General features: G+C 72.8%; 15 protein-coding genes. 7 read left to right on the top strand and 8 right to left on the bottom strand.

From position 1 onward, the window contains the following. Positions 1 to 15 precede the first annotated feature (15 nt). The 6 genes from ACZ7LT_RS10150 to ACZ7LT_RS10125 all read right to left on the bottom strand — a co-directional run bounded on the left by ACZ7LT_RS10150 (position 16) and on the right by ACZ7LT_RS10125 (position 9,646). Entirely contained in the window at positions 16 to 1,137 is a 1,122-nt protein-coding gene (locus ACZ7LT_RS10150) for an IS630 family transposase (protein ID WP_471235523.1), read from the bottom strand. 79 nt (positions 1,138 to 1,216) lie between these two features. Further along, complete coding sequence (locus tag ACZ7LT_RS10145) at positions 1,217 to 3,562, bottom strand: SpoIIE family protein phosphatase (RefSeq protein WP_471235522.1); 2,346 nt, start codon at positions 3,560 to 3,562, stop codon at positions 1,217 to 1,219. Continuing rightward, positions 3,559 to 6,099 (bottom strand): SpoIIE family protein phosphatase, encoded by a 2,541-nt coding sequence (locus tag ACZ7LT_RS10140; protein ID WP_471235521.1) that lies wholly within the window; start codon positions 6,097 to 6,099, stop codon positions 3,559 to 3,561. The genes ACZ7LT_RS10145 and ACZ7LT_RS10140 overlap by 4 nt, the downstream gene beginning before the upstream one ends. Positions 6,100 to 6,129: 30 nt before the next feature. Beyond that, positions 6,130 to 7,170 (bottom strand): ComEC/Rec2 family competence protein, encoded by a 1,041-nt coding sequence (locus ACZ7LT_RS10135; RefSeq protein WP_471235520.1) that lies wholly within the window; start codon positions 7,168 to 7,170, stop codon positions 6,130 to 6,132. Next, positions 7,170 to 8,474, bottom strand: coding sequence for a hypothetical protein (locus tag ACZ7LT_RS10130; RefSeq protein ID WP_471235519.1), 1,305 nt, complete (start codon positions 8,472 to 8,474; stop codon positions 7,170 to 7,172). Before ACZ7LT_RS10130 ends, ACZ7LT_RS10135 begins: the two co-directional genes overlap by 1 nt. Continuing rightward, the gene (locus tag ACZ7LT_RS10125) at positions 8,471 to 9,646 is read right to left on the bottom strand and encodes a caspase family protein (RefSeq protein WP_471235518.1); all 1,176 of its coding nucleotides are present in this window, start codon (positions 9,644 to 9,646) and stop codon (positions 8,471 to 8,473) included. The genes ACZ7LT_RS10130 and ACZ7LT_RS10125 overlap by 4 nt, the downstream gene beginning before the upstream one ends. Positions 9,647 to 9,723: 77 nt before the next feature. Here ACZ7LT_RS10125 and ACZ7LT_RS10120 point away from each other — a divergent pair, with 77 nt between their 5' ends. Beyond that, positions 9,724 to 10,788: a DUF2235 domain-containing protein gene (locus tag ACZ7LT_RS10120; RefSeq protein WP_471235517.1), complete on the top strand. Its 1,065-nt coding sequence runs from the start codon at positions 9,724 to 9,726 to the stop codon at positions 10,786 to 10,788. Between the two features lie 86 nt (positions 10,789 to 10,874). After that, positions 10,875 to 11,597: a CDP-alcohol phosphatidyltransferase family protein gene (locus ACZ7LT_RS10115; protein ID WP_471235516.1), complete on the top strand. Its 723-nt coding sequence runs from the start codon at positions 10,875 to 10,877 to the stop codon at positions 11,595 to 11,597. Here the strand turns inward: ACZ7LT_RS10115 and ACZ7LT_RS10110 are convergent. Then, positions 11,578 to 12,045, bottom strand: coding sequence for an FAD synthase family protein (locus ACZ7LT_RS10110; RefSeq protein ID WP_471235515.1), 468 nt, complete (start codon positions 12,043 to 12,045; stop codon positions 11,578 to 11,580). The two genes, ACZ7LT_RS10115 and ACZ7LT_RS10110, sit on opposite strands and share 20 nt — an antisense overlap. Before the next feature lie 185 nt (positions 12,046 to 12,230). On the opposite strand from ACZ7LT_RS10110, the gene ACZ7LT_RS10105 reads away from it, so the two are divergent. Genes ACZ7LT_RS10105 through ACZ7LT_RS10095 form a run of 3 tightly spaced genes read left to right on the top strand, consistent with a single transcriptional unit; the run spans position 12,231 to position 16,362 of the window. Further along, the gene (locus ACZ7LT_RS10105) at positions 12,231 to 13,436 is read left to right on the top strand and encodes a glycosyltransferase family 4 protein (protein ID WP_471235623.1); all 1,206 of its coding nucleotides are present in this window, start codon (positions 12,231 to 12,233) and stop codon (positions 13,434 to 13,436) included. Beyond that, positions 13,433 to 15,130, top strand: a complete 1,698-nt coding sequence (locus ACZ7LT_RS10100; protein ID WP_471235514.1) for a tyrosine-protein kinase domain-containing protein — start codon at positions 13,433 to 13,435, stop codon at positions 15,128 to 15,130. The genes ACZ7LT_RS10105 and ACZ7LT_RS10100 overlap by 4 nt, the downstream gene beginning before the upstream one ends. Further along, entirely contained in the window at positions 15,127 to 16,362 is a 1,236-nt protein-coding gene (locus tag ACZ7LT_RS10095) for an MATE family efflux transporter (protein ID WP_471235513.1), read from the top strand. The genes ACZ7LT_RS10100 and ACZ7LT_RS10095 overlap by 4 nt, the downstream gene beginning before the upstream one ends. Here the strand turns inward: ACZ7LT_RS10095 and ACZ7LT_RS10090 are convergent. After that, complete coding sequence (locus tag ACZ7LT_RS10090) at positions 16,335 to 17,858, bottom strand: hypothetical protein (protein WP_471235512.1); 1,524 nt, start codon at positions 17,856 to 17,858, stop codon at positions 16,335 to 16,337. The two genes, ACZ7LT_RS10095 and ACZ7LT_RS10090, sit on opposite strands and share 28 nt — an antisense overlap. Before the next feature lie 114 nt (positions 17,859 to 17,972). Here ACZ7LT_RS10090 and ACZ7LT_RS10085 point away from each other — a divergent pair, with 114 nt between their 5' ends. After that, positions 17,973 to 18,509, top strand: coding sequence for a WcaF family extracellular polysaccharide biosynthesis acetyltransferase (locus ACZ7LT_RS10085; protein WP_106960028.1), 537 nt, complete (start codon positions 17,973 to 17,975; stop codon positions 18,507 to 18,509). A gap of 50 nt (positions 18,510 to 18,559) precedes the next feature. Next, positions 18,560 to 19,675 carry a glycosyltransferase gene (locus tag ACZ7LT_RS10080; RefSeq protein ID WP_471235511.1) on the top strand — a complete coding sequence of 372 codons (1,116 nt, stop codon included), beginning with the start codon at positions 18,560 to 18,562 and terminating at the stop codon, positions 19,673 to 19,675. The last annotated feature ends 2 nt before the right edge of the window (positions 19,676 to 19,677 follow it).

Genomic DNA, 19,677 nt, shown 5'->3' with positions numbered 1-19,677 from the left:
TGCTCGGCAGGCCGCTCAAGCTGCGGTGGTGCTGGGGCGGCCTCCCCAGCGGATGCGTTTCTCGCTGCGGATGCGGGCGCGTTCGCGTCGTTGGGCGGCGAGGACGTCCGGGTGGCGGGCGTTCTTGTTCCGCCAGCGCAGGTAGGCGCGCAGGGCCCGGGTCTGGACGGTGTGGTTGCGGTGGTGGGAGTTGGCGAAGGTGAACTGTCGCAGCGGTCCGAAGTGGGCTTCGATGGGGTTGGCCCAGGAGGCGTAGGTCGGAGTGAAGCACAGTTCGACCTTGTTCTTGGCCGCCCACCGCTTCATCCGCCAGTTCGTGTGGGCGGAGAGGTTGTCGAGGATCACGTAGATCGGGGCGCCGTCCGGCCTAGCGGCACGGATCGTTCTCAAGGCCGTCCAGGTGTGGTCGATGCCCTTGCGGCGTCGGTTGACGCCCCACATCTGGTCGTCGCCGACGGAGTAGCAGCCGTGGAAGTAAGTGATCCCGTGGGTTCGGCGGAACGTAGCTGGCAGCCGGTCGGGGCGGCTGCGCTCGGCCCAGCAGGAGCCGGCGGTGGGGCGGATGCCGAGCGGTCCGAACTCGTCGAAGGCGAAAGTGCGGTCGGGCCGCTCGTTGATCGCGTACTCAATGCGGGCGAGCTTGGTGTCGAAGTCCGGGTCCGGGGACTCCTTCCAGGTCTTCGTGCGCTGGAAGGGGATCCCGCGGCGAGCCAGTAAGCAGCGCAGGGCCTCGCGGCCGATCCGGACGGGCCGGGCGATGTTGCGTCGCAGGTGATCGGCGAGCTTGCGGATCGACCAGCGGGTGAAGGGCTTGCCGAGCTGGGTCGGGCGGGTGGTGGCCGTCTGGACGACGAAGTCCTCGTCGTCAGGACTGAGCATGCGGGGACGGCCTCCCGCCCAGCGAGGGTCCAGGCATGCGAGCCCGATCTCGTTGAACTCGTGGATCACATCACGGACGGTGTCCTCGTCCGCCTGGACCAGACGGGCTATGACCGGGACGGTGCTGCCGCCGGCTGAGGCCAGCAGCATCATCGCCCGCCGGAACCGCACCGAACTGGTACTGCCCCGCCGGACGATGTGCTGGAGTTTTTGCCCCTCCTGCTCGGTCAGCCTGCGAACCCGGACCGGTTGCGCCATCCCGCCTCCCCACGCTGGTTGGGTAAGTCATTTCCAACCAGCACAACGAGCAACCCGGCGAACCTTCCCGGTCACAGCACTAGCCCGCCGGAAGTGCCTGTTCCGCCCAGATCGTCTTCCCCGTCGGGGTGTAGCGCGCCCCCCAGTGCTGCGTCAGCTGGGCGATCAGGAACAGGCCGCGGCCGCCCTCGTCGTCGGTGCCCGCGTGGCGCAGGTGTGGGGAGGTGTGGCCGGTGTCGGAGACCTCGCAGATCAGGCTGCGGTCGCGGATCAGGCGCAGGCGGACCGGGCCCGAACCGGCGTAGCGGATCGCGTTGGTGACCAGTTCGCTCACCACCAGCTCCGTGGTGAAGGCCAGTTCGTCCAGGTTCCAGCTGCGGACCTGGGAGGCGGCGGCCGTGCGGGCGAGGCCCACCACCTCCGGGTCGGCGGCCAGTTCCCATTCCGCGGTGCGGTGGTGGTCCAGGATGCGGGTACGGATCAGGAGGAGGGCGACGTCGTCGTCGGGCGGGCCGGGCAGCAGGGCGTCGGTGATCCGGTCGCAGAGGTCTTCCAGCGGGCGGCCGTGGTCGGCCAGGACCGTGCGCAGGCGGTCGAGCTGGTCGTCGACATCACGGTCGTGGGCCCGGACGAGGCCGTCGGTGAACAGGGCCAGCACGCTGCCTGCCGGCAGGGTCAGCTCGGCCATCTCGAAGGGCAGGCCGCCCAGGCCCAGCGGCGGGCCCGCGGGCAGGTCGGGGAAGGTGACCTCGCCGGTGGCGGGGTCGACCACGGCGGGCGGCGGATGGCCGGCCCGGGCCGCCCGGCACACTCCCGACACCGGGTCGTACACCGCGTACAGACACGTCACCCCGAGGGCCTCGTCCGCCCGGTCGCCGGGCTGGCCGACCAGGTCGTCCAGGCGGGCGAGGAGCTCGTCCGGGGCGAGGTCCAGCTGGGCGAAGGCCCGTACGCTCGTACGCAGCCGGCCCATGGTGGCCGCCGCGCGCAGGCCGTGCCCCACCACGTCGCCGACGACCAGGCCGACCCGCGTCCCCGACAGGGGGATGACGTCGAACCAGTCGCCGCCGACACCGGCCTTGCTGTCCGCGGGTAGATAGCGGGAGGAGACCTCCACCGCCGTCAGCTCCGGCACGTTCTGGGGGAGCAGGCTGCGCTGGAGCATCAGCGCCGCGGAGTGCTCGCGGGTGTAGCGGCGGGCGTTGTCGATGCAGACGGCGGCGCGCGCCACCAGCTCGTCCGCGACGGCCAGTTCACCGGCGTCGAACGGATCGGGGTGCCGGTCCCAGCCGAAGGTGACCACGCCCAGCGTCGCCACCTCGGCCCGCAGCGGCACCGCGAGCCGCATGCGCTCCGGGTGGTCCGGGGGGCGCTGGTGCACCGGGCGGCCGGAGGCCAGGGCGCGGGCCGGCGCGCTGCGCGGCGGATGGGTGACGCGCGGATGGTCGGCGGGCCTGCGGGCCTGGGCGGGCGTGTCCCCCCATACCCGGGCCAGCGGCCCGTCCGGCTCGGTTCCCGGCTCCGGCCGCTCGCCCTCCAGTACGGCCTCCATCAGGTCGACGGTGATCGAGTCGGCGAACTGCGGGACGGCGACCGCCGCCAGCTCCTCGGCGGTACGGGCCATGTCGAGCGTCGTCCCGACCCGGGCGCCCGCGCGGACCAGCAGGTCCAGGCGCTGCTGGGCGAGGTACCGCTCGGTGATGTCCACGGTCTCCTCGCACACACCGAGCGTCACGCTGGACGCGTCCCGCAGCCGGTAGTACGAGCACGACCAGACGTGGTCGCGCTCCGGATCGCCCGGTGGCCGGCCGCGGTAGTGGAGCTCGATCACCGGCTCGCCGGTGTCCAGCACCTGACGCATCGTCTCCTCCAGCGTCGGCGGGTACCGCGCGGACAGCACCTCACCCTCGGCCACCATCTCGTCCGGCCCCACCCCCAGATAGTCGGCGGTCCCCATTTCCTCGTAGAGGGCCGCGTTCGTCCACACCACCCGCAGCGCGGTGTCGTAGATGGCAAGACCGACCGGCGACTGGGTGGCGAGCCCCCGGAGCATCGCCTGCAGCGCCTCCGACTCCTCCGACTCCTGCGCGTCCGCGAGGGCGAGGAGCCGGGCGGGCCGCTCGTCGGGGGTGGTGAGGGTGGTGGCGGCGGCCGCGACCCGGAGCGTACGGCCGTCGCGGTGGCGGACGTGCAGCACCCGGCGGCCGGTGCGGGCCGCCTCCAGCAGGCTTCCGGCGCCGCCGTCAGCCAGCAGGGTGTCGGCCGGCCGTCCCAGGATCTCCTCGGGGGAGTAGCCGAGGAGTTCCTGCGCCGTCGGGCTCCAGCCCGTCACCGTCCCGTCGGCGTCGAGGACCGCCGTCGCCGCCCGGGAGACGTCGAGCGGGCCGGGCTGGTCGGCGTCCTTGGCCGGATGGAAGGCGTTCATGATCCCTCCGCCCGGCGGGCGGCGAGCAGCAGCGCGATGTCGTCCGGCCGGTCGGGGGACTGCCGGGCCTCGCGGATCAGCCGGTCGGCGGTCTCGGCCAGGGACGCGGGGCCGACCACGGACAGCGACCGGGACAGCCGCTCCACACCGCGGTCGATGTCGCTGCCCGGCCGCTCCACCAGCCCGTCGGTGAACAGGGCGAGCACGGCGCCCGGTTCCAGGTACATCTCCGTGACCGGGTACGTGGCCTCGTCGTCGACGCCCAGGACGACCCCGCCGTCGAGTTCGAGGACCTCGGTCCGGCCGTCGGGGTGGCGCAGCAGCGGCTGGGGGTGGCCCGCCCGGACGGCCTGGGTGTGGCCGGTGGCGGGGTCCAGGACGATGTAGCAGCAGCTGGCGATCTGGCCGGGGTCGAGGTCGATCAGCAGCCGGTTGGTGCCCCGGAGCACCTCCTGCGGATCGTGCCCGCTGAGCGCGAACGCCCGCAGGGCGCTGCGCAGTTGCCCCATGGTGGCGGCGGCCGCCACGCCATGGCCCTGGACGTCGCCGATGACCAGGGCGAGCAGTCCGCCGCCGGTGACCACGACGTCGTACCAGTCGCCGCCCACGTCCATGCCCTGGGTGCCCGGCAGGTACCGTCCGACGGTGTCGACCCCCTCGCGGACCGGCAGCCGGTGCGGCAGCAGCGCGTCCTGCAGGCCGCGGGCGAGGGCGACCTCGGTGTCGTAGCGGGTGGCCCGCTGGAGGGCCTGGGCGATGAGCCCGGCCAGCGCGGTGAGGACCGTACGCTCCTCGGGGCTGAAGCCGCGCGGCCGGTCGAAGCCGAGGATGCAGGAGCCGACCGGGCGGCCCGAGGCGATCAGCGGCAGGAAGGCGCGGGCGCCGCTGTTGGCGTCCAGCGGGATGCCCGGGTAGGCGGCGGCCAGGTGCTCCATCGACTCGAAGAAGATCGGGCGGCCGGAGGTGAGCGTCTCGACGCCGGGGAGGCGGGCGTCGAGGGACACGCCGTCGAAGCGGTTGAGGAACCCCTGCGGGAAGCCGGTCTCCCAGGCCAGGTACAGATGGCGCTCCTTGAACAGATAGATGGCGAGCTGCCGGCCGCCGAAGGCGGGCAGCAGCTCCTCGGTCACCACGGCGGACACCTGGCGGGCGGTGACCGCCTCTGTGAGCGCGATGGCCAGGGCCACCGGCCGGTAGAGCGCCGTGGCCCGGTCGGCGGGGGAGCCGAGCGACGCCGACGGGTGGACGACCGACCCGGGCGCGTACGTGGGGTGCTCGGTCTCGGCGAACAGGACCGTCAGGCCGTCGTGGCCGGGATAGAGGGAGACCGACAGCCATTTCTGCGGGGCGCGGCGGGCCATGAAGTGCACGGCCTTGTCGGACAGCAGCGCCGCCCGCAGATGCTCCTCGTGGGCGGGGTGCCCGAACCACGGCACCGCGTCCCACAGCAGCTCCCCGATCAGGTCGGCCGCGGGCTGTTCGAGCAGCTGCTCCGTGGCGCGGTTCAGGTAGGTGATCCGCCCCAGCCGGTCCAGGGCGAGGATGGCCCTGGGCACCCGGTCGCCCGCCTCGGCGACCGGGCCGGTGCCCAGGTCGACCAGGAAGCCGGTCAGCCGGCGGCCCGGCCCGGCGCCCGGCGGATCGGCCCGGGCGGAGATCTCCAGCAGGTGGGGCCGCCCGTCCGGGCCGCGCAGCCGCATCCGGCGGGTCGCCGGGCGCCCCGACTCGGCGGACTGGCGGGCCACCGCCCACAGCCCGTACGCGTCCTCCGGGGCCATCCGGGAGGCCAGCGCCTCGATGGTGCCGTCGAAGTGGACCGGATCGGTCCCGAGGATGGCGCAGAGCCCGTCGTCGGGGGTGACGGCCCCGGTGCTCAGATCCCAGTCGAAGTAGCCGATCCGCACCGGCGGGGCGGTGATCGAGGGCAGCTGGATCGAGACGGGCTCCTGGTCCCAGACGACGTGCTCGATGGCCTCGACCTCGGCGAGGGCCGCGCCGAGCCGCACGCCCGCCTCGGTCATCCGCCGCCGGTCGGCCGCCGTGACGGGCTCGCCGGGTGTGGCGGGGCGCAGCACCACGAGCACCCCGAACCTCTCGTCACTGGCCGCGACCGGTGCGTACAGGGACGAGAAGGGGAACGGCAGGCTCGCCATGAGCTGCGGAAACAGCCGCATCGCCTCCTCCGCGTCGGCGAGGAGGACGGGCCGGCCCGAGCGGTGCGCCTCGGCCACCGGGAGGGGCCGGTTCACATGCATGCGCCACCAGGGGCGGAAGATCGAGGCGGGCAGCCCGGCCATGAGCGCGAGCCGCAGCAGATGCGGGGTGCCCGAGCGCAGGTAGACGCCGCCCGCGTATCCGCCGACGGACTCGATGGCGTTCACCGTGGCCTCGGCGAGCGCCAGCGTCAGTCGGCCCGGCTCGCGGCCGTCGCTGTGCGGTCTCCCGGGCACAGCCCCGCCTTCGGTCGGCGGGGCCTGCCCGGCCGCGCCGTACCAGGTCACACTGCCAGGATGCGCCCCGGCCGTGGTGCCACGCATCTCGGCGCGGTCCATGAGCGGGGGGCCGGCTCAGAACTCCACGGTGACGAAGCCGTCGCGGCCGTCCTCGGCGGGCGCGGTCACCCGGTAGCCGAACCTCTCCTTGAGAGCGGCGATGTCCCACAGCTCGGCGCGGTCGCGATAGTTGAAGAACAGCTCCTTCTCCGGGCCGCCGTTCTTGACGATCCGGGCCATGGCGACGTCGTCGGGGTGTCCGTGGACGCTGCCGTCGGTGGAGATCAGATAGCGGCCGCAGTCCAGCAGGCCCAGCAGGTCGTTGGAGATGTTGGCGGCGCTGCCGTGATGGGCCACCTTCAGCGCGTCCAGGCGCATCCTGCCGCCCTCCGCCTCGGCGCGCGGCCGGATCGAGGCGACCAGCCGGGGGTCGTCGGCGTCGCCGGTGAGGACGATCCGCTTGCCCTCGAATTCGAAGAGCAGGGCGATGCTGGTGCGGTTGGAGGGGGAGCCGTCCCGTTTGAAGGGGCGGGCGGCCAGGGCGTCGACGTCGGCGTCGGCGCCGCCGAAGCTCTCGAAGCCGGGGATCTGCGGCGCCGGCTCCACACCGGGCATCAGACCGGCCTCACGGCATTCCCGCTCCCAGCGCGGTACGAGCTTGGTCAGCAGGGTGCGGTCGGGTGCGAGCACCTCCATCGTGGAGCCGTCGTCGAACCAGCTCGGCTGGTGGTCCACCTCGACGCTGCGCCCGTCGAAGGCCTCGTTCCAGGGCAGGTCCTGTTCGGTCAGGGCGGTGGTCAGCCGCTCCCCGTCCGGCGCGCCGAACACCTCGCCGTCGTGCAGATGGTCGAAGCCGTTGAACCACACGTCGCCGAACTCCACCGGTCGGGCGGGGTCCTCCAGCATGGCCAGCACCCCGAGGATGTGGTCCTGGTCGACATGGGTGACGACCAGCAGGTCGATGAGGCCGCCGAGCTCCTTCAGCACGGGTTTGACCAGCGGGTACGTGCCGGAGCGGCCGCCGTCGACGAGAATGCGCCGGACGAAGTCGTCGGTGCCGTACTCCAGGAGCAGGCAGTCCCCGTCCCGGCCGGGCAGCATCGTGAGCCGGATCATCACGCCCTCCCTTCGCCGAGATCGAGAATCAGGAACGGCTCACGCGTGTCGGCCAGCCACGACAGCCGCCGCGCCTGGTCGAGGCAGCGCACGCACTCCTCGTCGTCGGGGAACGCCGCGAGCGCGTCGATGAGCCAGGTCAGTCCGAGGGTGTAGAGCGGCACGCCCCAGTGGAAGGCGCTGACCAGTGCGTCGCGCGCCCGCGCCCGGTCCTCGCCGGACGTCGAGCGGCGCAGCAGCCGGACCGCGAGCAGCACCAGCGGGTCGGGGAGCCAGTACGGCGGTGGGGTCGTCTGCCACGCCAGCCGCTCCAGCCAGGGGTCCCAGTACTTTTCGTCGCCGTGGTGGTCGGTGCCGAGCAGGACGTACGCCCCGGCCGTCGCGGCGAGCGGCTTGTTCATGTCGTGGAACAAGGGCTTCATGTCGCCGAAGAGCGCGGCGGCGGTCGCGAGCGCCCCTTGCGCCATGTAGGCGAGTGCCGCGCCGAGCAGCGGGTCCCGGACGGTCACGGCGACGGCGCTGCCGGTCGGGCTCTGCCTAGCGTTGACCATGACCTCGACCTGGGCGTCGCCCCAGGGCAGCGGGAGGGTGACCAGGCGCAGCGATCCGGCCACTTCGACGACCAGGAACTGGCGGCCTTCGGGGTGGGCACCCCGGACGCCGACGGGGCCCTGGCGGCCGAAGCGGTACAGCGGCGAGAGCGCGTCGTTGCTGACATCGGGGGTGAGGACGACGCCCGGGACGCGCTCCGTCAGCCCCGCGAGCGGGGTGTCCGTCTCGTCCTCGGCGGCGGCCAGCAGAGCCGGGAAGCTCCAGCTGCCGGGCCAGGTGTCCCCGATCCAGGTCGCGGTGACCGTGCGGTCGGCGGTGGCTTCGGGGATCACCCCGTCGGGGCCGGGCGGCGCCGCTGCCATGGACCGCGAGCCGGGGGAGCGTGCGGGCGCCATCTCCGCCGTGCCGTGGTAGACCCGGTTCCGTTCGATGTTGCCCATGAGGTACTGCCAGGAGTGCGTCTCGTAGGGCGAGTCGGCCAGGTCGAGGATCACCGGCGTGGTCTCGTGCGCGACCGCTTCCACGTCCTCGGTGAGCACCAGACCGGACGGCAGGGCCGCCGAGACGACGTAGCGGCCGGGCGGTACCTCGTACATCTTCGGCTCGGGCCGGCTCCCGCACGGGATCACGATGCCCCGCAGCGACGTGCCCCGCGGGTCGGCCGCGTGGATGTCGCCGACGATCATCGCGCCGTCCGCGACGTCGTTCTCGTACGTGGAGAGGGACAGGCTGACGGCGAGCGACGTGCTCATGGTTTCAGTCCGATCCGGCGCAGGGGCGGACGGGCCTCGAACCGGCCGTCGCGTGGCGGCCGGCCGTCGAAGCGCGCCGCGACGGTGTAGTTCCCCAGGGGCAGGTCCAGGGGCCATTCGGCGGTGGGATCGCTCGCGTCGATGTCGGCGAGGGTGCGGCGACGCTCGGGAACGGTGTCGCCGAGGCAGACGAATTCGGCGAACTCGTTGTCCTCGCGCGGGGAACAGCCGATGTAGACGGGGACGATCGGGTCGCCCGTCAGCTCGTGCAGGTCGAAGTCGAAGGATTCGGGGCTGACCGGGACCTGGACTCCCGCGAACTCCCCGGCGAACTGCGGCTCCTTCATGAAACGGCCGATCGCCAGCTGGAGGGTGGGAGTGCTGACCCGCCAGGTCTCGTCGGTCGTGTTCTCGCTGCCGGAGCCGGCGAGGCTGCGCAGCAGCGCGTCGGTGAAGAGGCTGACCTGGCCGGTCCGGGCGTGCGACCCCTCGCCGTCCAGGGTGGCGTAGTAGACGGCGTACTGGCGCGGTGCGAATCCGGCGGGGCGCTCCTCACCGCCGGCGACCGGGACGCGTCCGGCGAATCCGCCGCCCGCCTGCCGGATCAGCCGGTCGGGGCCGGCCCGGCAGGCGTCGACGAAGAAGACCTGCTGCGCGGCCCGGCAGCGGATGAGCCCGCGCCACAGCTCGGTGAAGTTCAGCGCGCCGTTGAGCGGGCTGTCCACGTCGGCGAAGACGTCGGAGGCGAGCAGGGACATGTCGTTGCCGAGCGAGACGCCGTGGCCGCAGAAGTAGAAGACAATCCGGTCGTCGTCGCGCCGGTCGGCGCGGGCCTTCCACTCCCGTACGGCGGCCTCGACGTTGTCGATCGTCGCCTCCTCGACCGTGTGGTCCTGCCCGGTCCGCGGATCGCGGAAGGGGGCGGGGGCGGGCTCGCTCAGCAGCAGCGCCAGACTGCCCAGGGGCTTGCCCGGCTCGTTGTACTCGGTGAGCAGCCAGGTCGCGAAGGCCCGGGCGGAGACCGGCGGCGAGGAGAGCTGACGAAGTCCGTGCGGATCGTCCACCGGTGCGGCCCCGCCGATCAGATGGCGGTACGCGCCCACCCCGATGACCAGTGCGTGCGTACGCGCCTCCTCGGCGCTCTCGTCCAGCTGAACCGTGAAGCGGGCCATGGATCCTCCCCACGGCCAGTAGGAGACAACACCACTATTATATGAGGAAATGCGCCTTATGCCGCTCGGAGGCCGGGATGTCCAAGAACATCGTCGTCTGCCTGGACGGGACGGGCAATCAGCTCAAAGCAAGCGGAAACACCAACGTCGTACGCCTCTACGAGATGCTCGACCTCGGCGACCCCACCCGGCAGATCGCCTACTACGACCCCGGCGTCGGGACCTTCTCCGCCGCGGGTGCCTGGACCGCGCCGAGCCGCAAGCTCTCCCGCCTCTCCGGACGCGCCTTCGGCTCCGGCCTCAAGACCAACCTCGCCGAGGCGTACACGTATCTGATGCGGCACTACGAGCCCGGCGACCGGCTCTACCTCTTCGGCTTCAGCCGTGGCGCGTACACCGCACGGGCGCTCGCCGGCCTCCTCCAGGCCGTGGGCCTGCTGCGGCCCGGCTCGGAGAACCTCGTCCCGTACGCCATCGGCGTCTACGCCAAGAACCGCGACTGGAAGAAGGACGACTGGGACCAACTCCACCGCTTCGCGGGCACGTTCAGCGTGCCCGTCGCCGGCCACTTCGGCATCCCCGTCGACTACCTGGGCCTGTGGGACTCGGTGAAGGCCGCCGGCCTGCTGCGCTGGAACCTGCGCTGGCTGCACACCCGCCAGCTCCCCAACGCGTGCCGGGCCCGCCACGCCGTCTCCCTCGACGAGCGGCGCAGACCGTACGAGGAGTATCTGATCGAGCCGCCCAGGATGCCCCGCCCGGCGCCCGCGCTGATGGAGCAGGTGTGGTTCGCCGGAGTCCACTCCGATGTCGGCGGCACCTTCGACGACGACCCCCAACTCCCCACGATCGCCCTCAAATGGATCGTCGACGGCGCCCTCGACGCAGGACTTCTCCTGAAGGACACCGCCTACCCGACCGCCCTGACCGTCGACGCCGGACACGCGCTCGGCACCGTCCACCGCAATGGCCGCGTCTGGGCCCTGCTCACGTACCGCAGCCGTACCGCCCCGGCCGGGGCCGCGGTCCACGACAGCGTCCGCCACCGCGTCGCTCACGACCCGCGCTACGGCCGGCGGCTCCCCCAGGGCGTCGTCTGGGCCGACACGGACTGGCTCGACCCGCACCCCGGCGCCCGCTGAGCGGAGCGGACCCTTCCGTACACCCGCCCCAACCCTGCCTGCGATGATGGGCCGCCACGTCGTACATATGTTGACCCGGGGGGGCCATGGGAACTGTCACTACCGCTCTGTCCGAGCTGAGATCCGCCCAGAAGTCGGCGAAAGGCGTCTCGCTCTACTCACGCTTCGTGAACCGCCCGGTCGGGCGGTACCTCGCGGCCGGCGCGTACGGCGCCGGACTCACCCCCAATCAGGTCACCCTGATCAGCGCCGCCTTCAGCTTCGCCGCCGTCGCCGCCGTGGCGCTCGGCGAGCCGAGCTGGAGCCTCGGCCTGCTCGTCTGGCTGGGCCTCGCGGTCGGCTTCGCCTTCGACTCCGCCGACGGGCAGCTCGCCCGGCTGCGCGGCGGCGGCAGCCCCGCGGGCGAATGGCTCGACCATGTCGTCGACTGCGCCAAGATCACGGCGCTGCACACCGCCGTCCTGATCGCCTTCTACCGCCACCCCGACCACTTCGGGCTCACCGGGGACACCTGGCTGCTGGTCCCGCTCGGCTTCCAGCTCGCCGCCGTGGTCACCTTCTTCGGCGGACTGCTCACCGAGAAACTCAAGCCACGCCCCGCCCCCGGCACCCCCGCCGCCGCGCCCTCCACCCTGCGCGCGGTCGCCCTGCTCCCCGTCGACCACGGTATCTTCTGCCTGGTGTTCCTGCTGCTCGGCGGCGGGAGTCTGTTCCGCTGGGGCTACAGCGCGCTCGGGATCGCCGCCGCTCTGTTCCTCGTGGCGTTCCTCGCCAAGTGGTTCCGGGAACTCAGCGCCGTTCCCCGCTGACCTGCGGCTCGGCCTCCTGGGTCAGGAGGTCGAGCGCACGCCGCAGCTGGGTGCTGGAGGTGTGGACCGTGTACGGGAAGTAGACGATCTCCACACCCACCGACGCGAAATCGCGCTCCAGCTTCTCGCCCTTGGGCGTGCCACGCCAGTCGTCGCCCTTGAACAGGACGTCGAACCGCACCTGCTTCCAGGTCTCCAGCTTGTCGGGCACGGTCTCCACGAAGGCCGCGTCGACGTACTTCACACTGCGCACGATCTCCAGCCGCTCCACGAGCGGGATCATCGGACGCCGGCCCTTCGCCAGCTCCGCCATCTCGTCGGACACCACTCCGGCGACGAGGTAGTCGCACTGACTCCGCGCGTGCCGAAGGATATTGAGATGTCCTATATGAAACAGATCGTAGGCTCCAGGTGCGTATCCGACGCGATAGGGCCTGCTTGTGGTCATGTGTACCCCCCTGTGCGTCCGCGCTCCCCAGCGCGAAGGAGGTACCGACGATAGCGTGCACGTTCCGTGCACACCGACTGAACGATTAGGGTGAGGGCCGGTTCGTAGGGGGAGAGGGATCAGAACGCGTGACGCAATCCACTGGCACCGGACAGACGGCGGCCACGACGCGCCGGCGGCTCCTGATGGTGTCCACCAACTACGCGCCCGAGCACGCCGGGATCGGCCCGTACGCGACCCAGATCGCCGAACACTGGGCGAGCCTCGGCCATGAGACCCATGTCCTGGCCGGGATGCCGCACTACCCGTCCTGGTCGCTCGACCCGGCCTACGCCGGAGCCTGGCGGCGCACCGAGGAGCGGGCCGGAGTCGTCCTGCACCGGCGCCGCCACACCGTCCCGCCCCGCCAGACCGCCCTGAAGCGCGCCACCTTCGAGGCCTCCGTCCTGCTGCACGGCCTGCTCGCCCCGCCCTCCATGGCCCGGCCGCACGCCGTCCTCGCCCAGATGCCGAGCCTCGCCGGCGGCGTCATAGGCGCCCGGCTTGCGTCGCGCTGGCGCGTACCGTACGTGCCCGTCGTCCAGGACCTGATGGGCGCCGCGGCCGCCCAGAGCGGCATACGCGGCGGCGACCGCGCTGCCGCCCTCGCCTCCCGCGCCGAGGCCTACGCCCTGCGCTCGGCCACCCTCGTCGGCGTCATCCACGAGACCTTCGTCGACAAGGTCAAGGGCCTCGGCGTCGACCCCGGCCGCATCCGCCTGGTCCCCAACTGGTCGCACGTCAGCGGCCCGAGCGAACCCCGCGAGAAGACCCGCGCCCGGCTCGGCTGGGCCGACGGCGAGACCGTCGTCCTGCACTCCGGCAACATGGGCCTCAAGCAGGGCCTGGAAGTCCTCGTCGAGACCGCCCGCCGCGACCCCGCCGTCCGCGTGGTCCTCCTCGGCGACGGCAACCAGCGCGCCCATCTCGGACAGCTCGCTGCCGGGATACCCAACCTCCACTTCCTGGAGCCCGTCGGCGACGACGAGTTCCCCGACGTCCTCGCCGCCGCCGACGTCCTCGCCGTCACCCAGCGGGCCTCCGTCCTCGACATGAGCGTCCCCTCCAAGCTGACCTCCTACTTCGCCGCCGGCCGGCCCGTCGTCGCCTCCGTCGCCGCCGAGGGCGGCACCGCCCAGGAGGTACGCCGCTCCGGAGCCGGCGTCCTCGTCGCACCGGAGGACCCCGACGCCCTGCTCGCCGCGGTCCGTAGACTCGCGGACGATCCGGCCGCCGCCGAGGCGCTCGGCGCCCAGGGACCCCGCCATGTCGAGGCCCATCTGACCAAGCGGGCAGGGCTCGCCCGGATCGACGCACTGATCGAGGAAGCCATGGGGGTGCCGGCCACGTGACCACCACGTACGTCGCAGCGGTCGAGAACGACGAGCCGGAGATGCTGCGGGACCAGTTCCGCCAACTGCTGCGCTATCGCCGCATCATCGGCGCCGGGATCGGCATCGGCCTGCTCGGCGGCGCCTGGCTCGGCATCGCCAGCGCCGACACCTACGTCGCCACCAGCCAGGTCAAGCTCAGGGCCCCCACGAGCGACCCGTTCAACCCCAGCATCTCCCAGGACAAGACCGTCAACATGGGGTCCGAACGGCAGACCGCGCTCTCCAGCAGCGTCGCCGAGGGCGCCGCCAAGCGGCTCGGCTGGACCGGAACGCTCGGGAAGCTCCAGAAGGACCTCCAGGTCACCAACCCGCCGCAGTCGATGGTGCTCCAGTTCTCCTACACCGCCGACGAGCCGAAGGCCGCCGCCGACCGCGCCAACGCCCTCACCCAGGCCTATCTGGACCTGCGCAAGAAGGAATGGTCCGACCAGCGCGACAGCATGCTCGCCGGCCTCGTCAAGCAGCGTGACGAGGTCGCCGCCAAGCACGACGCGCAGGAGAAGAAGGTCGACCGGATGAAGGAGGGCGCGGCCCGCGACGCCGAACTGGGCGTCAAGGCCAACCTCGCCAACCGGCTGATCGAGCTCGAGGGCCGGGTCAGCAACTACCGGGCGCTCGACATGACCCCCGGCACCGTCATCCGTACGGCCACCCCGCCCGGCTACAGCGACGGCCCCAGCCTCTTCATGAGCCTCGGCCTCGGCGGGCTCGTCGGCATCGCCCTCGGACTGCTCGCCGCCTGGGTCCGGCTCGTCTTCGACCCCGCCCCGCGCTCCGCCGGGGACGTCGCACGCGCCGTGCGCGCCCCCGTGCTCGGCACCCTGCCGCGTGGCGCCACCGACGCCCTGCTGCCCGCCGAGCACGCGGACCCCCGCGTCAGCGAGGAGTATCGTTCCGTCGCCTTCCGGCTCGCCTACGACCAGCGCTTCGGCGACCGCCGCCGGCTCCTGGTCGTCGCCCCGCGCGGCAACAACGAAGGCGCCGTCGCCGTCGCCTCCAACCTCGCCGCCGCCTTCGCCGAGACCGGCAAGGACGTCCTGCTCATCGAGGCCGACCTGCGCACCCCGACCCTCGCCGGCCGGCTGCGCGCCAACTCCACCGGCGCGCCCCGCTGGAGCCAGCCCATCGACATGGCGGGCCTGGACGACCACGGCTGGCCCGGCCAGCGCCAGCTGTCCGTGGACGCCGGCGAGTCCGGTTCCTTCGGGCTCGTACCGGGCGAGAAGGTACGCAACGTGGCCGGCGCGCTGACCTCCCCGCGGGCGAGCCGGCTCATCGCCGAGGCCGACTCGTCCAACGCGACCGTCATCGTCCTCGCCCCGCCCGTCCTCGCCTACGCCGACGCGCTCGCCCTCGTCGACCGCGTCGACGGCGTCCTGATCGTCTGCGACCTGCGCAGCGCCCACCGCACCGACCTCCAGCGCATCCGCGAACTCATCACAGGCGCCGGCGGAACGGTCCTCGGCGCCGTCACCCACCCCCCGTCGGGCCGCGGCGGCAAGGGCGCCAAACAGGGCACCCGGCGCGGCGGCAGCCGGGGCCGCTCCGAGCGGCCCGGACCGCCCGAGCACGACCCCGAACCCGAACAGGTCATCCGCGGCGACGGCTCCGACACCGTGACCCTGCGCTCGGTGCGCCTGGGCGATCGGTGAGACGTGCGGTCACCGTCGCCGCCTCGGTCCTCGACCAGGCGGCGTCCAGCCTGACCAACATCGCGGTCCTGGTGATCGCGGCACGGACCTCCACCGCGAGCGGATTCGCCGCGTTCTCCCTCGTCTACGTCACCTTCACGGTCCTCCTCGGCCTCAACACCGCCTACGTCGGCCAGAGCCTGGTCCTCGTGCGCGGCGAGGACCGGCATGTCGGCGCCGCCGCCCGCGCCTCGGCCGTCTTCACGGCCGGGGCCGCCGCCCTCGCCGCCCTGCCGCTCGCGGCGGGCGGCGCGCTCGCGGGCGGCCCCACCGGCCACGCCTTCCTCGCGCTCGGCGCCGTGCTGCCGCTCGTCCTCCTCCAGGACGCCCTGCGCTACTGCTTCTCGGCGCTGCGCCGCCCCCAGCTGGCCCTCGCCGCCGACACGCTGCGCCTGGCCTGTGTCGTGCCCGCGCTGCTGATACAGCCCCACCACGCCTCGCCCGGGCGGCTGGTGGCCGTCTGGGGGCTGACCGCGCTGCCCGCGGTCCTGCTGGCGCTCGCCCTGCTGCGGCCGTACACCGCGGGCCGCCCCGGCGACGTACGGAGCTATCTGCGCCGCGGCCATCTCGGGCGGCGCTTCGTCGTCGAGTTCGCCGTGGGCAACGCCTCCAGCCAGCTCGCCGTCCTCGGCCTCGGACTCTTCGCCAGCCCGCTCGCGGTCGGCGCGCTGCGCGGCGCGAGCACCCTCTTCGGGCCCCTCAACACCCTGTTCACCTCGGTCAACGCCTTCGGCCCGCCGGTCCTCGGCCGGCTCGGCGGCAAGCGGGCCACCGGCCGCGCCGCGGCCGCGCTCGGCGCGGTCCTCGCCGCCGTCGCCCTCGGCTGGGCCGCCGTCCTGTACGTCCTGCCGGACCACCTCGGCCGAGAACTCCTCGGCGCGACCTGGCAGTCGGCGTCCGCGCTGCTGCCCGCCACCGGCAGCCAGTACGCGGTGATGGCCCTCGGCACCTGCGCCCTGGTCACGCTGCGGGTGCTCAGCCCCCGCGCCACGCTCTCCCTGCAGGTCGTCTTCTCGCTGCTGTCGGTCGCCCTGATGCTCGGCGGCTATCTCCTCGCGGGCGCGCCCGGAGCCGCCTGGGGGCTTGCCGCGGGCTCCGCGCTCAAGGCCGCCGCCGCCTGGACCAAGGTCGTCAAGACGGCCCCCGAGCGGGCACCGGCCCCGGATCAGCGCAGTACGGCGCCCTTGTCCTGACGCCAGGTGGTGATCAGCGCGATACAGATCAGCGCGATCGCCACCCGGCCCGAGGCCTGGAGCAGCGGCCCGCGCAGCAGGATGAAGGAGTAGCCCGCCACCAGCGGCACCACCAGCGAGATCAGACTGCCCGGCGGCGCCCGCCGGGTGCCGCGGGCGGCGAAGCGGCGGTCCACGCGCGCCGCGGCGTACCCCATCGCCGCCATCCCGCCGGCCATGCCGAGCGGACCGAAGTCGATCCACAGCTCGGCCCAGATCGGCGACGACAGATTGGTGTTGACCGCCCCCATCCACTGGCCCACCATCACGCCCGTGTCGCGGGGCTTGCCCGCCCACACCGACCGGGGCACCGCGAACAGCACCGACCCGGCCAGCTGCCGCCCGAAGCGGTGCCGGGCGCCGGAGTCGACGAAGGTGATGGTGTTGGCGAACATGCCGACCTGGTCGTAGTCCTTCATCGCCAGCGGTTCGAGCAGCGACGTCGACTCGACGGGCTTGTAGTTCTTCTCGTCGTAGCGGAACCGGTCGGAGATGGGGAAGACCACCAGCGCCATGATGACGCCGAGGCTCAGCGCGGAGCGGTACATCGCCGCGCTCACCGGGAAGACCGTGAACAGCAGCGCGAACATCACCGTCAGGAACCAGTACCGCGGGTTCGAGATCGGGTTGTTGACGACCAGGTTGAGCGCGATCAGGGCCAGGAAGACCCCGATGACCGTGGGGGAGCGGCGGGCTCGCCAGGACGTGACCAGCCAGCGGGCGTACGCCAGCAGGGCGATGAGCGCGGGCACGGTCCCGAAGCCGCGCAGGAAGGCCTGGCCGGCCTGCGAGTCGGCCTGGGAGACGCCGGCTTCCTCGATCCCCGCGATGATCTCCTGACGGCTGCTGAAGAACACCGCGGGGCCGCCCAGCTTGACCACGAACAGACCACTGCACGCGAAGGCCAGCAACACCAGCAGATGCAGCCTGCGCCGGTGCACCAGCGCCGGGCGCTTCTCCCCGCGCCCCGCGCCGTCCGGCCGGCCGCGAGCGAGCAGCGAGCCCACGTCGAAGGCGGCGCAGCCGACCAGCACCAGCGCCACGGCCAGGGTCAGGTCCGAGCGGGGCCCGACCACCGGCGTCGGCACCCGGCCGAGGACGGCCTGCGCGAGCGGCGCGACGCCCATCGCCATGTAGACGAAGAGCCAGAAGGAGCCCTGGAGCAGCTTGCGGCGGCTGGTGAGGATCATGGCCGAGAGCCGGGCGCCCGCGTACATGGTCAGCGCGATCTGGAGGTAGTACGCGGCGTCATGGACGCCCGTGCCCGTCTGGACCGCCACCAGCAGCGGCAGGAAGACGGTCAGACCGAGCGCCAGCGGCACGGACGCCGCGCGGGACAGCAGCGTCCGGGGCGCGACCGGGGGTGGCAGCAGCAGCGGCCGCCGGGCGGGCGAGGCCGTGGTCGCGGTCGCGTCAGAAACGTTTCCGTCCTGACCGCGCACGTCGGTTGTTGTCATCGCCGCCCCCAGAATTGCACCTCGCGGCAGTGTACCGACGGCCACGACGTCACCTTGCGTCAACCGTTAGGCTGAGCGTCCGGGCGCCAGGGGAGGCGCCGGTGGGGGTGGATGATGCGTAATCTCCCGGCCTTTACGCTGGCCGGATACGACAAGGGCCGCGGGAAGCTGACCCAGGCGCTGTGGTTCGCGGTGATGAACACCGTCTTCATGGCCTGGTTCTGCCCGGCCCGGCTGCGGGTCGCGCTGCTGCGCGCCTTCGGGGCGCGGATCGGCGAAGGCGTGCTGATACGCCACCGGGTGCGGGTCCTGTGGCCGTGGAAGCTCACCGTCGGCGACCACACCTGGATCGGCGAGGGCGCCTGGCTGCTCAACCTCGAGCCCATCACCCTCGGCGCCAACGTCTGCGTCTCCCAGGAGGCGCTGCTGTGCACCGGCAGCCACGACCACCGGGCCGCGGACTTCCGCTACCGCAACGCCCCCATCACCGTCGAGGACGGAGCCTGGGTCGCCGCCCGCGCCACCGTGCTCGCCGGTGTCACCGTCGGCCGCCACGCGGTCGTTGCCGCGGGCACCACGCTCCACCGCGACCTGCCCGAACTGACCCTGCACACCGCGGACGGCCGCCGGCCGATCCCGGTCCCCGCATGAGCCCCGGAGCGGACATGAGTGCCGGGAGAGCCACGAGCGCCGAGAGAGCCATGAGAGTCCTGCACGCCGTCACCCTGCACAGCCCCACCCACGCCTTCGGCGGCCCCGTGCGGGTCGCCCTCAACCTCTGCAAGGGGCTGGCCGCCCGCGGCCACCAGGTCCGGCTCACCGCCCTCGGTGACGGCTTCGACGGCCCGCTGCCGACCGACGTGGAGGGCGTGCCCGCCCGCCTCTTCCAGGCCCGCTCCATCCTGCCGCTCGGCTTCAGCGGGATCACCTCCCCGCAACTGCTCGCCGGCGCGCACCGGCTCGTACGGGACGCGGACGTCGTCCATGTCCATCTCGCCCGCGACCTGGTGACCCTGCCGATCGCGCTGGCCGCGCTGCGCGCCGGACGCCCGCTGGTCCTGCAGACCCACGGCATGGTCGACCCGAGCGAGAAGCTGCTCGCCAAGGCCCTGGACGCCCTCGCCGTGCGCCGGGTCCTGACGCGCGCCTCGGCGGTGCTGTATCTGACCGGCCATGAGCGCACCGGCCTCGACGCCGTCCTGGGACGGCCCCTGGAGCACGCCGTACGGCTGGTGAACGGCGTGCCCGCGCAGGAGGCGCGCCCCGCGCCCGCCGGCCCGCCGCGGATCCTGTATGCGGCCCGGCTCCAGGCCCGTAAGCGGCCGACCGACTTCGTGGCGGCGGTGCCCGAGATCCTGCGGGCCCATCCGGACGCCCGGTTCGTGGTGGCCGGACCCGACGAGGGTGAACGGGCCGCCGTGGAGGAGCTGATCGCGCGCCTGGGCGTCGGCGACCGGGTGAGCGTCCCCGGCCCGCTGTCGGCGGAGCGGATGCGCGAGGAGCTCGGCCGGGCGCACGTCTACGTCCTGCCGTCGGTCGACGAGCCGTTCCCGATGTCCGTGCTCGAATCGCTCTCCGTCGGCACCCCGGCCGTCGTCACCACCTCCAACGGGCTCGCCCGGGACATCGAGGAGGCGGGCGCCGGACGGGTGGTGGCCGACGCGGCCGGGCTCGCGCCCGCCGTCCTCGGCCTGCTCGATCCGGCGGCGAACGACAACGCCTCCGTGGCGGCCCGGAAGCTGGCCACGGAGGCGTTCTCGATGGACGCGGTGCTCGACACCCTGCTGGGGGTGTACGAACGCGCCACGCGCGCGTGATG

Source organism: Streptomyces sp. NPDC039465 (assembly GCF_055639315.1).
The sequence above is the reverse complement of the archived record's forward strand: the minus strand, read 5'-3'. Positions and strand labels throughout refer to the sequence as shown.

Excerpts from the sequence above, each read along its gene's own strand:
- ACZ7LT_RS10080 (WP_471235511.1), top strand. The coding sequence starts at position 18,560 with ATGAGAGTCCTGCACGCCGTCACCCTGCACAGCCCCACCCACGCCTTC.
- ACZ7LT_RS10140 (WP_471235521.1), bottom strand. The coding sequence starts at position 6,099 with ATGCGTGGCACCACGGCCGGGGCGCATCCTGGCAGTGTGACCTGGTAC.
- ACZ7LT_RS10115 (WP_471235516.1), top strand. The coding sequence starts at position 10,875 with ATGGGAACTGTCACTACCGCTCTGTCCGAGCTGAGATCCGCCCAGAAG.
- ACZ7LT_RS10105 (WP_471235623.1), top strand. The coding sequence starts at position 12,231 with ATGGTGTCCACCAACTACGCGCCCGAGCACGCCGGGATCGGCCCGTAC.
- ACZ7LT_RS10090 (WP_471235512.1), bottom strand. The coding sequence starts at position 17,858 with ATGACAACAACCGACGTGCGCGGTCAGGACGGAAACGTTTCTGACGCG.
- ACZ7LT_RS10145 (WP_471235522.1), bottom strand. The coding sequence starts at position 3,562 with ATGAACGCCTTCCATCCGGCCAAGGACGCCGACCAGCCCGGCCCGCTC.
- ACZ7LT_RS10110 (WP_471235515.1), bottom strand. The coding sequence starts at position 12,045 with ATGACCACAAGCAGGCCCTATCGCGTCGGATACGCACCTGGAGCCTAC.
- ACZ7LT_RS10150 (WP_471235523.1), bottom strand. The coding sequence starts at position 1,137 with ATGGCGCAACCGGTCCGGGTTCGCAGGCTGACCGAGCAGGAGGGGCAA.
- ACZ7LT_RS10130 (WP_471235519.1), bottom strand. The coding sequence starts at position 8,474 with ATGAGCACGTCGCTCGCCGTCAGCCTGTCCCTCTCCACGTACGAGAAC.
- ACZ7LT_RS10085 (WP_106960028.1), top strand. The coding sequence starts at position 17,973 with ATGCGTAATCTCCCGGCCTTTACGCTGGCCGGATACGACAAGGGCCGC.
- ACZ7LT_RS10135 (WP_471235520.1), bottom strand. The coding sequence starts at position 7,170 with ATGATCCGGCTCACGATGCTGCCCGGCCGGGACGGGGACTGCCTGCTC.
- ACZ7LT_RS10120 (WP_471235517.1), top strand. The coding sequence starts at position 9,724 with ATGTCCAAGAACATCGTCGTCTGCCTGGACGGGACGGGCAATCAGCTC.
- ACZ7LT_RS10125 (WP_471235518.1), bottom strand. The coding sequence starts at position 9,646 with ATGGCCCGCTTCACGGTTCAGCTGGACGAGAGCGCCGAGGAGGCGCGT.